General features: G+C 49.7%; 11 protein-coding genes. 4 read left to right on the top strand and 7 right to left on the bottom strand.

The genetic code is table 11. The annotated features are described in order from the left end of the window. Positions 1-236: 236 nt before the first annotated feature. Positions 237-2,681 carry a heavy metal translocating P-type ATPase gene (locus tag NDK19_RS05925; RefSeq protein WP_250630928.1) on the top strand — a complete coding sequence of 815 codons (2,445 nt, stop codon included), beginning with the start codon at positions 237-239 and terminating at the stop codon, positions 2,679-2,681. A gap of 172 nt (positions 2,682-2,853) precedes the next feature. Then, a complete protein-coding gene (locus NDK19_RS05920) occupies positions 2,854-4,722 on the top strand; it encodes a tetratricopeptide repeat-containing sensor histidine kinase (protein WP_250630927.1) in 1,869 nt (622 codons plus the stop codon). Here NDK19_RS05920 and NDK19_RS05915 read toward each other — a convergent pair. Together NDK19_RS05915 and NDK19_RS05910 are read right to left on the bottom strand one after the other, a co-directional pair. Next, on the bottom strand, positions 4,716-5,882 hold the full coding sequence (locus NDK19_RS05915; protein WP_250630926.1) for an iron-containing alcohol dehydrogenase: 1,167 nt from the start codon (positions 5,880-5,882) through the stop codon (positions 4,716-4,718). The two genes, NDK19_RS05920 and NDK19_RS05915, sit on opposite strands and share 7 nt — an antisense overlap. Positions 5,883-6,178: 296 nt before the next feature. Continuing rightward, positions 6,179-7,870: a glycerol-3-phosphate dehydrogenase/oxidase gene (locus NDK19_RS05910; protein WP_250630925.1), complete on the bottom strand. Its 1,692-nt coding sequence runs from the start codon at positions 7,868-7,870 to the stop codon at positions 6,179-6,181. Positions 7,871-8,033: 163 nt separating this feature from the next. On the opposite strand from NDK19_RS05910, the gene NDK19_RS05905 reads away from it, so the two are divergent. Together NDK19_RS05905 and NDK19_RS05900 are read left to right on the top strand one after the other, a co-directional pair. Beyond that, positions 8,034-8,501 carry a hypothetical protein gene (locus NDK19_RS05905; RefSeq protein ID WP_250630924.1) on the top strand — a complete coding sequence of 156 codons (468 nt, stop codon included), beginning with the start codon at positions 8,034-8,036 and terminating at the stop codon, positions 8,499-8,501. A gap of 48 nt (positions 8,502-8,549) precedes the next feature. Then, positions 8,550-9,980, top strand: a complete 1,431-nt coding sequence (locus NDK19_RS05900) for a DASH family cryptochrome (RefSeq protein WP_250630923.1) — start codon at positions 8,550-8,552, stop codon at positions 9,978-9,980. Between the two features lie 124 nt (positions 9,981-10,104). Here NDK19_RS05900 and NDK19_RS05895 read toward each other — a convergent pair whose 3' ends face one another. The 5 genes from NDK19_RS05895 to NDK19_RS05875 form a co-directional block, all read right to left on the bottom strand. Then, on the bottom strand, positions 10,105-10,440 hold the full coding sequence (locus NDK19_RS05895; RefSeq protein ID WP_250630922.1) for a DMT family protein: 336 nt from the start codon (positions 10,438-10,440) through the stop codon (positions 10,105-10,107). Between the two features lie 22 nt (positions 10,441-10,462). Next, positions 10,463-11,365 carry a UbiA-like protein EboC gene (eboC, locus tag NDK19_RS05890; protein ID WP_250630921.1) on the bottom strand — a complete coding sequence of 301 codons (903 nt, stop codon included), beginning with the start codon at positions 11,363-11,365 and terminating at the stop codon, positions 10,463-10,465. A 9-nt stretch (positions 11,366-11,374) separates the two neighbouring features. Beyond that, a complete protein-coding gene (locus tag NDK19_RS05885) occupies positions 11,375-11,998 on the bottom strand; it encodes a hypothetical protein (protein ID WP_250630920.1) in 624 nt (207 codons plus the stop codon). Further along, positions 11,995-12,246, bottom strand: a complete 252-nt coding sequence (locus tag NDK19_RS05880; protein WP_250630919.1) for a hypothetical protein — start codon at positions 12,244-12,246, stop codon at positions 11,995-11,997. Before NDK19_RS05880 ends, NDK19_RS05885 begins: the two co-directional genes overlap by 4 nt. 121 nt (positions 12,247-12,367) lie before the next feature. Then, positions 12,368-13,150 (bottom strand): DUF3050 domain-containing protein, encoded by a 783-nt coding sequence (locus tag NDK19_RS05875; protein WP_250630918.1) that lies wholly within the window; start codon positions 13,148-13,150, stop codon positions 12,368-12,370. Positions 13,151-13,239: the final 89 nt, after the last annotated feature.

Raw genomic sequence — 13,239 nt, 5'->3', positions numbered from 1 at the left:
ATTTTTTCCGATGCTGCCAAAATATCGGCAACACGGATTTGAGCGAACGTGCCTCATCCTATCCATAGTTTGCAAACCATATGCGGCGGATGATGTGCGATGGATAAATGCCTGTTCCATTCCCCGAATGATGACCTAAATCATTGTTTGGGGTAGCACATTGTTAGAAATTGCGCCCATAAACCGACAAACAAACTTTTCTCCTTCATTGCGAATCAGCCCGGAAGACTACTGCTATGGAACCTCTTTCACTTGAATCTAAAAAAACAACGGCAACCGACGGAAAGGAATCCTGCTACCACTGCGGAGAGACTTGCGAAGCAGCCCCTATTGTTGTAGATGAACATCCTTTTTGCTGCCAAGGCTGCGCAACGGTATACGAACTGCTGCGCGATAACGAAATGTGTCAGTACTACGACATCGCCAACAAGCCCGGTGCCAACGGCAGGCAGCGCAATAAACAGACTTATCAGTTTCTGGACGATGAAAAAGTAGCGGCACAACTATTGGACTTTGCCGAAGGAACAACCGCCAAGGTGCGTTTTTTTGTACCGGCAATTCACTGCGCATCCTGCATATGGTTGTTGGAAAACCTGCAACGATTGGATGCGGGCGTGCTGCAATCGCGCGTGAATTTTATGAAACGCGAGGTTTCCATAACCTTTAACCGCGAACAAACCTCGCTGCGACAAGTTACCGAACTGCTGGCCTCACTGAACTATCCGCCGCTGATTACGTTGGAAGATTCGGACAAACAGCAAAAACCAACGACTGACCGCAGCCTGATTTACAAGGCAGGAGTTGCGTTTTTTTGCTTCGGCAATATGATGCTCATCAGCCTGCCCGAGTACCTCACCTTTGGCGACTATGTTGAGCAAAATTTCCGGCAGTTTTTCGGCTATTTAAACATTCTGCTGGCGCTGCCCGTGCTGCTATACTGTTCGCAGGATTATTTTATTTCTTCATGGCACGCCTTCCGTCAGCGACAAATGAACATAGACGTACCCATTACGCTGGGCATTGTCTGCCTGTTTGGTGTCAGCACTTGGGAAATCCTGAGCGGTACGGGCGCGGGCTACATGGATTCGCTGGGCGGGCTGCTGTTTTTCTTGCTCACAGGACGACTTTTTCAGCAAAAAACCTATCAGGCGCTGTCGTTTGAACGCGACTACAAATCTTACTTCCCCATTTCCATTACCCTGAAAAAAGACGGCGTAGAGCGGTTTGTGCAGGTCAGCGAACTGAAAAAAGGCGACCGCATTGTGGTACGTCATCAAGAGTTGATACCTGCCGATGCCATTTTGCGCAGCGGCGAAGGACTGATTGATTACAGCTTTGTAACGGGTGAAGCCGAGCCCGTTGTCAAAAAGGAAAACGAACTCATTTATGCAGGCGGCAGGCAAGTTGGCGGAGCCATTGAATTGGAAGTAGTCAAAGATTTTTCGCAAAGCTACCTGACGCAACTCTGGAACAACGAAATTTTCTCCAAAAACCGCCATACACGCATCCAGCAAGTAACTGACCGATTCAGCAAAACTTTCACTACCAACGTGTTAGTGGTTGCCTTTGCTGCTGCCTTGTACTGGCTGCCGCAGGATACTACCACCGCTTTGCGTGCATTTACCTCCGTCTTGATTATCGCTTGCCCCTGTGCCATTGCGCTGGCAGCACCCTATGCGCTGGGAACGGCCTTGCGCTACTTTGGCAGGCATCAGTTCTACCTGAAAAATACGCAGGTGATAGAGCAATTAGCCGCCGCCGATACGCTCGTATTTGACAAAACAGGCACACTGACCAATACGCAGGAAGCAGAGGTAACGTGGGAAGGTTCTCCGCTTTCGGAGGATGAACAGGCGCAAATAGCCGCATTGGCTGCCCAATCCACACACCCGTTGAGCAAGGCCATCGCCCGATTTTTGGGCAACCAACAGCCCATTGCTTTACAATCCGTGCAGGAGTATGCAGGCAAGGGCATAAAAGGCTATGTTGGCAACCGTTTGTTGCGAATCGGTTCGGCGGCATTTGCGGGCGCAGCAGCCGAAAGTTCCGATACGCGTTCGGGAGTGCATGTCGCGTTCAATGAAACCCTTCGCGGTAAATTCATTGTTCAAAACCGATTCCGCGAAGATTTGGCCGACATGCTGGCGCAGGTAGTCCCCCATTACAAAGTAGCAGTACTTTCCGGCGATGGCGAACAAGAGCGCCCGCGTTTGGAAAAACTCTTTGCACAAGTACAAAAACAGCAGCAACGGGAAATACCGATGTTGTTCCACCAAAGCCCGCACGACAAACTGGCTTTTCTGAAATCTTTGCAAGAGGCAGGCAATCATCCGGTGATGCTCGGCGATGGGCTGAACGACGCCGGAGCATTGCGACAAGCCGATGTGGGCATCGCGCTGGCAGAAGACGTGCTGGCATTTTCTCCCGCCTCCGACGGCATTCTGGATGCTCGTGCTTTCCCGAAACTGCCTCAGTTTCTACATTTTTCCAAACAGGCAGTTTGGGTAGTGAAGGCATGCTTTGCCCTTTCGCTGTGCTACAACGCCGTCGGGTTGAGTTTTGCCGTGCGCGGCGACCTCTCGCCCGTAATTGCCGCTATTCTCATGCCGCTGAGTTCTGTTTCGGTAGTAGCTTTTGCTACGCTGATGACCCGCTACAAAGCCTCACAACTGCTGCGGTAAAAGGGCTGGGAATTACGGATTTGGGAATTACAGCGTTTAAACTGTCTTTCCGTGCCACAAACTTGAAGGTAAAACCAAAGCAAGCGTTTGGCATTTTTGCACTAACTTAGCATTGATGATTCCTTCGGTGCGGTACGCAATTGTAATCTTCCTATGTCTGCAAATAGGAGTTATGCAGGCACAAAAGCGCTATGCCGACAGTTTAGAAAAAATATTGCTGCAATCATCGCCAACTTATACCCTTACCGACTCCTCGCGGGTGCAGGTGCTCAACAATTTGGCCTTTGCACTGAGAAATATTGAAGTAGTGCGGGCTGCCTCTTATGCCCGTCAAGCACGCGAACTTGCCGAAAAAATAGGATATGCCAGAGGATTGGCACGTGCCATCGGCTACCAAGGCATGATGGCATACCGACAGGGAAAATACGATTTTGCCATTACCTATCATTTGCAGTCGCTGGACATAGCGGACAGCATTAACGACCGCCAACTTATTGCCTTTCGGTATAACGACCTTGCCAATGTGTACTTAGACAAAGGTGATTGGGCAAAGGCAATGCTTTATAATCAGAAATCGCTCGCCATTAAGCAAAAACTCAACGACAAGGAAGGGATTGCCACCAGTTTCCGCAACATGGGTATGATTTACCTGCGGCAAAAAAACTACGACAGCGCACTGATTTATCTGAACCAAGCAGAGGCTTTGGCCAAAGAAATTAACGACAAACGCATTTTGGGCTATGTCTATCTGTATTTGGGAGAACTCTACACGCGCAGAGGAGAAGTCCCTATCGGCATCCGAACCCTCCAAGAGGCAACCCGTTTGCACCGCGAAATCAATAATCAATATGGGCTTGCCGAAGCACTCAACAGCCTTGCAGAGGCTTATTTGGCAACCAACATTCCGGCAAGCGCGCAGGTTGTTTTTGAAGATGCACTCGCAATTGCCAAACGTACAGGTATCAGATTGGAAGTACAGCGCGCTTATATCGGCTTGGCAAACACCTACGAAAAACAACGACAGTTTGCCGAAGCGCTTCACTACTACAAGCAATACACCTCATTAAAGGACTCCATTTTCGCCGAAAAGAACGAAGAAACTATCGCTTTTCTGGATGCACAATTTCAGAATGAACTCAAACAAACACAAATAGCTCTGCTGACCAAGGAAAAAGAGTTGGCAGACAAGGCTGTTCAGGAAGAAAAACGCTATAACTACGCGCTCCTTGCTACAATTGTCATCATCCTGATTTTTGCCGTATTGATGACGCGCAGTATGTTGGAAAAACGCCGATTAAGCCGCGATTTAATCCAAAAAAGTGCCGAAATAGAGCGCCAATCGCAAAAACTGGCAGAACTGAACGACTTCAAAAACAGGCTTTTCCTGATGATTGCCCACGACTTGCGCAGCCCGATGGCAGCCCTGAAAACTACCATAGACGTTCTCAACCCCGATATTTTGAAGGGCGAGGAATTGGAAATGATTCGCAAAGAATTGCAACGGCAGTTTAACGCCACCGACGAAACCTTGCAGGAACTGCTGGCATGGACGCAAAGCCAAATGGAAGGCGAGGTATTGCACCCCATAGGTATCAATCTGCAAGATGCCGTTCGGCAAATCACCGAATTTTTGGGTAACGTGGCACAAGCCAAAAACATCAGCGTGCGCAACGAAGTGCCGCCCGATATAAAAGTTCGGGCAGATACCAACCACCTGTCGGCAATTATTCGCAACCTGATTGCCAATGCTATCAAATTCACCTTGTCGGGCGGCGTTGTAACCATACAGGCTACCGCAAAAAATCAGATGGCCGAAATTATTGTCAGAGACACCGGTGTAGGCATCAGTGCCGAGCGCCTGATACGGCTTTTCAACGGTGAACGCCTCAGTTCACGCGGAACAGCAGGAGAAAAAGGCACAGGGTTGGGCTTGGCAATGGTGAAAAATATGGTTAAAAAAAATGGCGGCAGCATCCGCGCTGAGAGTATAGAAGGCAAAGGCAGCATGTTTTGTTTCACGCTGCCTTTGGATAATCAATAGCTCATTTCCACAATTTCTTTTACCCGCTCAATGGTAACGTTGCCGTTTTCACCCAATTTGAGCCAGTTGCGGCGCGTAAATCGGCTGACAATTTCTTCGGCAGTGCCCGCATAGTCCGATGTATAATCCGAAAGGCGGGTTTGAATACCGAGGCTGTGAAAAAACTCCACCGTGCGGCTAATGGCGGCTTGAGCGCGCTCCTCTTCGCTGCCTTCGGTGATGTTCCACACGCGGGCGGCGTATTGTACCAGCTTTTCCTTCTTGAACGCAAACAGTACGCGGTAGAGGTTCGGCGCAATAATCGCCAGCGTGCGGGCGTGGTCAATGTTGAACAGAGCTGTCAGTTCGTGGCCAATCATGTGCGTTGCCCAGTCGTTAGGTACTCCCTTGCCAATCAAGCCGTTCAGTGCCATGGTGGTGCACCACATGAAGTTCCCCGCTGCCACCGCATCGTTAGAATTGGCAAGTACCTTAGGCCCTTCTTCAATCAGCGTTTGCAGGATGCTTTCCGCAAAGCGGTCTTGCAGCGGCGCATCGGCAGGGTAGGTCAGGTATTGCTCCATCACGTGCGTAAAAGCATCCACAATACCGTTGGCAATCTGCCGCTGCGGGATGCTGCGCACAACCGCAGGGTCTAAAATAGAAAACACGGGATAGCAGGCAGGCGAAGCAAACGACAACTTCTCGCGGGTAGATTCGCGGCTGATAACCGAGTTGGGGTTCATCTCCGAGCCTGTTGCGGGCAGCGTCAGAATGGTGCCGATGGGTACAGCCTCTTTAATGGTGCTGCCGATGCGCTTCACCAAAACTTCCCAAGGGTCGCCTTTTTGGTAAGGTATTGCCATGGCAATAAACTTTGCCGCATCCAGCACCGAGCCGCCGCCTACTGCCAAAATAAAATTGATTTTTTCCGCACGCCCAAGTTCTACGGCACGCATCAGGGTTTCATATTTCGGGTTGGGTTCTACGCCCGAAAATTCGGTGTGTGTAAAGTTGGCAAGTACTTGTTTAACCTGCTCATAAATACCGTTTTGCTTGATGCTGCCCCCGCCGTAAAGCAACATAATATTTGCACCCGCGGGCAAATGCTCCGGCAGCGTTGCAATTGTATCAACGCCAAAAACAATTTTTGTGGGGTTGTAAAATGTGAATTTATCCATGTGTGAATTGGTTTTTTTGGGGTTACATTTTTAACGCGAGTTTCGCGATATCGTCTTGGAAAAGTTTGATACTGTTTTGTGTAGTACGTCTAGGGACAACTCATGCGTTGGCTCTACAAATTTACCCGCATCGGAAAAATACAATTTAAAGGTGTGCATTTTTGCGCTAATGTTTCATTTTGATTAGCAAATATTTCGCGTTAAAAGCACTGTTAGCGTCTGCAACGGCTAACAGGCTTTCGCAGCATCCCTGTCGGCGGCTGAAAGCCCCGTCAGCGGATTGAGACCTTGATTGCTTACGCCACCATTGCCGAGTCGGCTTCCGCAGGTAAAAACTCAACGGCTGCCCGATAGGTTTTCAGAAAATCGGCTTCCCAAGTTTCGGCGACGGCAGCGGGCAGATTTTGCCATGCAGCCAACTGCAAAGCCAACGGGCGAACGAGCGGCTCAACCGTGCGGCGATGGAAGTACAAACGCCCTGTGCGGCGAATCAGAAAATCGCTAACGGTGGCAACCATTTCGTGGCGGTAGCAGTAGTCTAATTCGGCAATGGCAACTGCTACCCGTACATCGTCATATTGCGATTTGATGCGGTCAAAAGTTGCCAAAATGGCATCGGTTGCCGCACCGAAGTTGAACACCAAAAACTGCGCATAGGATTTATCCAAGCCATCGGGCACGATTCGTGCCGCAATTTGTGCCGTGTATTGTTCTACGGCTTGCCTATCGGCAAAGGCATTGTTGCACAGGCTGATTTGGTCGGTAGCGGCGGGATGTGTTGTCTTGCCTCGGTGCGCCTGCAACCACTTGGCTACGCGGTCGCAAACGCGGGCAGCCATTTTGCGATAGCCCGTCAGTTTGCCGCCTGCAATGGAAATCAACCCGCCTTCGGAAACAAAAATTTCGTCTTTGCGCGACAGTTCCGACGGCGATTTGCCCTCTTCATGAATCAGCGGGCGCAAACCTGCCCACGACGACATCACGTCTTTTACCGAGAGTTGTACCGTAGGGAACATACTGTTCACTGATGAGAGGATATAGTCCACGTCTTCTTGCGTCGCCTGCGGTTGGTCGGGAGAGTCATAGTAAGAAGTATCTGTTGTGCCGAGGTACACCACGTGCCCGCGTGGAATGGCAAACATCATACGTCCGCCGGGAACATCAAAATACACCGACTGCCGCAGCGGAATGCGGTAGTAAGGCACAACCACATGCACGCCCTTGGTCAGGTGCAGGTGTTTGTTGGTATTGGGCTTAGTGGTGTCTTTGGCGCGCACCTTATCTACCCAAGGCCCTGCGGCATTGACAACCACATCGGCGTAGGCAGTCAGGGTTTTGCCGCCGAGTTGGTCAGCCAGCACTACGCCGTTGATTTTTCCTTGTTCGTTGTAAGTAAAGCCGTTTGCCTGCAAATAGTTGAGACAAATTGCCCCGTGCGCAACGGCTTGTTTGATAACTTCTATGGTCAGTCGGGCATCGTCGGTGCGGTATTCAATATAAAGTCCGCCGCCTTCCAATATGTCAGTGCGCAATAGCGGCTCTTGCTGTTCGGTTTGCGCTTTGTCTAACATGACACGCTGCTCATTGTCTTTTACGCCCGCCAACTTGTCGTACACCCACAAACCGAAAGAAGTTGCCAGCGGTCCGTAAGTGCCGTTTTTAATGAGCGGCAAAAGCATTTTTTCAGGCACAACCAAATGCGGGGCGTTGCGGTGCAGTACTTCGCGCTCTCTGCCCGTTTCCATCACCAACCCGACTTCCATCTGCTTCAAATAGCGCAATCCGCCGTGAATGAGCTTAGTAGAGCGGCTGCTTGTTCCGCCTGCAAAGTCGCCTTTTTCTACTAATAGGGTCTTAATGCCTCTTGCTGCTGCATCCAGCGCAATGCCCGCGCCTGTAATGCCGCCGCCGATAATGATAAGTTCAAAATTTTGTTCCGAAACAACGTGCAACAGGTCAGCGCGTTGCGCCACAGAAAAAGTATGCATGACGAGCATTTTGATTTTAAGTATTAACGTAGAAAGCTGTCGGATGTTTAACTACTTTTGCTTGTTTTGCGAAAAAATTATTCCGAATTTGACCTTATTGCACCGTTTGGCAAAGAAAGCAACCAATTTTTAACAATTCCGAAAAAGCGACTTAACAAAAAGCATGGAAATCATTTTCCCTTTGGGGATTACGGGATACGCGCCTGCAAATGGACGGACAGGTACGGCAGAAACATCGCTGGCATTTGCGGATATTTGCGAAACGCTTGCCCATGCAGACAGTCGCTTTGTACTGCAAGGCTTTGTCAGGGCTTCGCAGGGCTATGGCGGCAACCACGATGCGGCCGTTTTTCTCATGCAACCCAATGATGAACTGATTGTTTTGTGCAATCTGTTCCATCCTTACATTGGCTTTGTTTTGAACGGGCAATATGCAGATATTCCTGAATTAAAAGGCTTTTTTACGCCCATTTTTACTGTACTGCCTGCCGAACTGCTTGGCGCGCGTTTAGATGCGGACAATCCGTTGAGCGCCCGTGCCGTCAGTCGCCTGCATCCCGATGAGTTTGGTCAAATGACCTACCGCCAACCGGAGATTGTGGGAGATATCGTATTTCACAGGTGGAGGTGAGGGTTCAAATGATTTAACAATTCCCCTCCACATTGGTTATTACCCCTGATGGAAAATACTGTATTGGTTTGGCTGCGCAACGATTTGCGCCTGCACGATAACGAAGCACTCTACAAAGCCGCCGTTCGCACAAAAAACGTTGTTCCTTTTGTTTGCATAGACCCGCGCCAATTTGCCTCTACCCCTTTGGGATTCACCAAAACGGGGGCGCGAAGGGCGCAGTTTCTGTTAGAATCCGTTGCCGACTTGCGCCAAAGGCTGCAAAGCATCGGCAGCAACTTGGTGGTGCGCATAGGGCAGCCCGCCGACGTGGTCGCCGAACTGCAAAGTGCTACGGGCGCAACCTTGCTCTATACTTCGCAGGAAGTTACTTCCGAAGAATTAGCTGATGAGCAAGCCGTTGAAAGTGTTTTGCAACAGCGCGGGGCGCGCATGTTCACCTTTTGGCAAAGCACGCTTTACCACGTGGACGACATCCCGTTCCGCAATATCGGGTTGCTGCCCGACGTGTTCACGGAATTTCGCAAACAGACCGAAAAAGCCGCCCGTGTGCGCGATATTTTCCCCGTACCTGCCAAACCCAACCCCGTTACGGTGGAAATCGGCAACATTCCTACCCTTGAAGACTTGGGATTACTAACACCCGAACAAGACAGCCGCACGCTGGTAACTTTCAAAGGCGGCGAAACGGCTGCATTGGAACGGCTGCAACAATATTTCTGGAAACAAGACCTGCTCAAAGTCTATAAAGAAACCCGCAACGGGCTGCTGGGGGCTGATTTTTCGTCCAAATTTTCGCCTTGGCTGGCTTTGGGCTGCCTTTCGCCGCGCTATGTTTTTGACCAAGTGCGGCAATACGAAGCCAAACGCGTCAAAAACGACAGCACCTACTGGCTGATTTTTGAGCTTATTTGGCGCGATTATTTCCGCTTTGTAGCCCTCAAATACGGCACGCGCTTGTTCAAAAAAGGCGGAATCAAGCAAGACATAAAGGCGCAACAGTGGATACAAAACGAAAGCCTTTTCCAAAAGTGGATGGAAGGCAAAACAGGCATTCCGTTCATTGATGCCAATATGCAGGAATTAGCCGCTACGGGCTTTATGAGCAACCGCGGCAGGCAGAACGTAGCAAGTTTTTTGGTCAAAGACCTGAAAATTGATTGGCGATGGGGGGCTATGTACTTTGAACATGCCCTGCTGGATTACGACGTTTGCAGCAATTGGGGGAATTGGAACTACGTAGCGGGCATCGGCAACGACCCGCGCGAAGACCGCTATTTCAACATTTTGAAACAGGCAAAGCAATACGACCCCAACGGCGAATTTGTTAAACATTGGCTGCCCGTGCTCAAACCCGTTCCTGCGGCAACCGTCCACGTGGTCGGCGATTTGAGCCGCGATGAATTGCAGCGCTACGGCATCCGCTTAGGCAGCAATTACCCCTTCCCGATGGTCAAAAACAGCAAATGGATGAAGTAAGGACTTGAACAATTTCAAACGTCGTTTTTGTTGAAAGCGCTGTTAGCGTCTCTGACGGTTAACAGGCTTTTATGGAATCCCTGCCGGCGGATTTGAATAAATTCGGTTGAAACCGTTCACTTTCTCACCTTGCAAAAATCAGGTAGGCACCCGCGCAAATCAGCGTGAAGCCTGCCAAATACTGCCACTGAAAAGGCTGTTTGAGATAAAAAACCGAAAACAGCATGAAAATCAGCAGGCTGACGACTTCCTGAATGGTTTTCAACTCTACGGGGTTGTAAATCGTGCTGCCCCAGCGATTGGCGGGCACTTGCACCATGTATTCAAAAAATGCAATGCCCCACGAAATCAGGATGACGTAGAACAAAGGTTTGTCTTTGAAATCTTTCAAATGACCATACCACGCGTAGGTCATGAAGCAGTTGGAAATCAACAGCAGGATAACGACTGTGAAGCGCATAAGAATATGAGAGAAACAATGACTAAGTAACGGCAAAAGTTTTTGCCAGCAGGCGCGAAATGGGCATCAACATCAGCACCGCCAAGCCCCATTGCCAGCCGCCGAAAGCCGCAGCCCATGCAGCATTGAGCGCAATAAGCCCTATCACGCGCGATTTGACCGCTTTTTTGATGTTTTCGGGGGTAGGTTCTTTTTGCGCTTTGGCAAGCGGCGGGGTAATGAGCACCATCAGCAGTATGACAAAAGGTATGGGTTGCCACAGGTTGTTTGCAACGCTGTTGCCTAATATATTCGGTGCAGTGATTGCCCATAATTCCCACATAAAAGTTCTGCCAAGTTTTTGGGCATTGCCGCCGCGCACCTCAAAACGGCTGACGTAGGTAATGGAAGCGATGTATGCCAGTGGCGCGGTCACAATCAGCATGTAAATCGGTTGCCATTGCCCCGTCCAGCTCATGCCCAACAGCAGATTTCCTGCACGGCACAGCCCCATGGTAAACGGTCCCCAGAAAGCATGATGTTTGGCGTAGCGGTCGTAAACAAGTGCCAGCAGTGCAACCGTAAGTGCAACCCCGCCGCAAAGTGCATTCACGGTGAAAGATGCCAGCACGCCCGCCAGCAGCAGCGTCAGCCCCATGGTTCGGGCATTTTCCAATGGCACGCGCCCCGAAGGAATCGGGCGTTCGGGACGTTCTACCGCGTCTATATCGGCGTCAAATACATCATTCATCACCACGCCGCCCGCATAGAGGCAGACCGTAGCAAAGAGCAGCAACGACAAATGCCCCCACGAAAGTTCTTCCAACAGTGCCCAGTCGGGCAGTTGTTCGCTGACAAAAAAAGCAGCAACGGCAGCCCCCGCCGCCACGTCGGACATGGCAGTCGGCAAATTGGGCGGACGCATCAGTTGCAAGTACGGCTTCATGATGAGGGCTTAATATGCCTCAAATTTAAGCAGCGCATCGGTAACTGCGCGGAATTGCGACAAGGGATTTTCCCGAACAACTGCCGTGAGGTTTTTGCGATGAATAGGCAAGAGGTCGGGTAATTTTTGCAGGCTGTTTAGCGTGCGAATAATTACGCGGTAATCGCTTGTTCTGCCGACAACGGTTAGCAACTTATGCCAATACGGCTCTTTTAAGAGATTGATTTTCAATAAATTCACCAACAATTGGCATTTGATAAGCTCATTTGTCGCCTTTTGCAGTCGCTTGCGATAGTTTTTTTCCCATTCCGCCGATTCGCCCGATACAACGGGATAGGCAAGAAAATAATCCAAAACGGTTAATTTTAAATACACTGCCGTGCGCCGACTGTCGTACAGTTGCCACAGCAGAGTTGGAATATCAGGCTCAAAAAAATGAATATCTTCCGCAAGTTCAATCAATGCAATCAAAAACCAACTGTCGCGGGGCGGATTTTGCAGGTTTCGGCGAATGTAATCACGATAGAAAGCATTGTATTGTTCGGGAAAATCATAGGTTGCAATAAAATCCGTGCGCCGCTTCAACGAAGGGCTTTGCAGTTGTGTTTCTATGAATGCCAAATCGTGCATCATCTTTGCTTTCTTTGATTACGCAATCCGCGTGCTTTTTGTTCCTTTCTAAGTTTTTCCTTCAATACCGAATTGGTGGTTGTATCGTAAGCGTGTAGAATTTCTTGGTCTGTCCAATTAATGAACTCATCAGACCTGATGCGGTTGCGGCTTTTAGAAAACGGCAACAGCGCTGCTACAAAAACAATGACGACAAGTGCAATCCGCACAGTTGTGCGTACCATTCGGTCGGATTGAGCGATTGCCGTCATCTTAATTGACAAACTTTTTGTCTACGAATAAAAGACGAAATAAATAAAGTTTGCCCCACACTAAACAAAAAGCGGATTGCCGCCTAATCCGACAATCCGCCATCCGATAATCCTAATTCTTTTACACTTCCATTGTCTGCTCAATTTCTGCCAGTACGCCGTCCCAGAGGGCGACGCGCATTTGCAAGGCTTTTTGTGCCGCTTCGGTGGCTTGTTGCCAGCGCAAGGCATCATCGCCGCAGAGGTGGGCGGTCATTTCCAGCGCCAAATGGCTGTGGTGGTCGCCGTCCACTTCAATATGGCGTTCCAAGTAGTATTTGAACAGGCTGATTTTTTCGGGGGTATCCTGAAAAATTTCGTTGATAATGGAAAGGAACATTTGCGGGATGAGGTCTTCGCGTCCGAAGGTAAACACGGCAGCCTGTACGTGCGGCTCATTGCCGTTAATCACCTCAAAGGTATAGCGCACAAATTGGCGGGCAGCTTCGGGAACGCGTGCCACTTCAAAGGCTTTTTCCATATCGCCCGTTTGGCGCAGCGTGGCGGTAAACATTTCAATGGCTGAAATATCCGCACCGCATTGCTGCATCGCATCCAGATACATTTCAAAGTGGCTCTTGCGATTGCCGTAAAAGTCCACGTCCGACTCTTCGCCCACTACGATTTCGTTAATCAGAAAGCGCGTATCGGCATTGCCTTCGGGAAACCAAGGCGTGCGCGTGCAAGTCAGGTTATTTTGCAGCGCTTTCAAAAGCGACATAAAATCCCACACGGCAAACACATGATATTGCATAAATTTTTGCAAACTTTCCGCATCGCGGATGGCTGCATAGGTCGGGTGATGAATTACCTGTTGGCGCACAGGTTCTATGGTAGCCTGCAATCGGCTGATATAAGGGTTCATAGGGAATCTTCACTTGTTTACCACAAAACTAACGGCAGCAGGTTTTGTTAGGAACAAACGGTATTTGAGAATGCGGTTTTTGGGGTTAT

The sequence above is a fragment of the Rhodoflexus caldus genome (genome assembly GCF_021206925.1).
In the GTDB taxonomy this organism is placed as follows: Bacteria; Bacteroidota; Bacteroidia; order Cytophagales; family Thermoflexibacteraceae; genus Rhodoflexus; species Rhodoflexus caldus.
Note: the sequence above shows the minus strand (reverse complement) of the source record. Positions and strands in the feature narration are given on the sequence as shown.

Excerpts from the sequence above, each read along its gene's own strand:
- NDK19_RS05925 (WP_250630928.1), top strand. The coding sequence starts at position 237 with ATGGAACCTCTTTCACTTGAATCTAAAAAAACAACGGCAACCGACGGA.
- NDK19_RS05920 (WP_250630927.1), top strand. The coding sequence starts at position 2,854 with ATGCAGGCACAAAAGCGCTATGCCGACAGTTTAGAAAAAATATTGCTG.
- NDK19_RS05915 (WP_250630926.1), bottom strand. The coding sequence starts at position 5,882 with ATGGATAAATTCACATTTTACAACCCCACAAAAATTGTTTTTGGCGTT.
- NDK19_RS05910 (WP_250630925.1), bottom strand. The coding sequence starts at position 7,870 with ATGCATACTTTTTCTGTGGCGCAACGCGCTGACCTGTTGCACGTTGTT.
- NDK19_RS05905 (WP_250630924.1), top strand. The coding sequence starts at position 8,034 with ATGGAAATCATTTTCCCTTTGGGGATTACGGGATACGCGCCTGCAAAT.
- NDK19_RS05900 (WP_250630923.1), top strand. The coding sequence starts at position 8,550 with ATGGAAAATACTGTATTGGTTTGGCTGCGCAACGATTTGCGCCTGCAC.
- NDK19_RS05895 (WP_250630922.1), bottom strand. The coding sequence starts at position 10,440 with ATGCGCTTCACAGTCGTTATCCTGCTGTTGATTTCCAACTGCTTCATG.
- eboC (WP_250630921.1), bottom strand. The coding sequence starts at position 11,365 with ATGAAGCCGTACTTGCAACTGATGCGTCCGCCCAATTTGCCGACTGCC.
- NDK19_RS05885 (WP_250630920.1), bottom strand. The coding sequence starts at position 11,998 with ATGATGCACGATTTGGCATTCATAGAAACACAACTGCAAAGCCCTTCG.
- NDK19_RS05880 (WP_250630919.1), bottom strand. The coding sequence starts at position 12,246 with ATGACGGCAATCGCTCAATCCGACCGAATGGTACGCACAACTGTGCGG.
- NDK19_RS05875 (WP_250630918.1), bottom strand. The coding sequence starts at position 13,150 with ATGAACCCTTATATCAGCCGATTGCAGGCTACCATAGAACCTGTGCGC.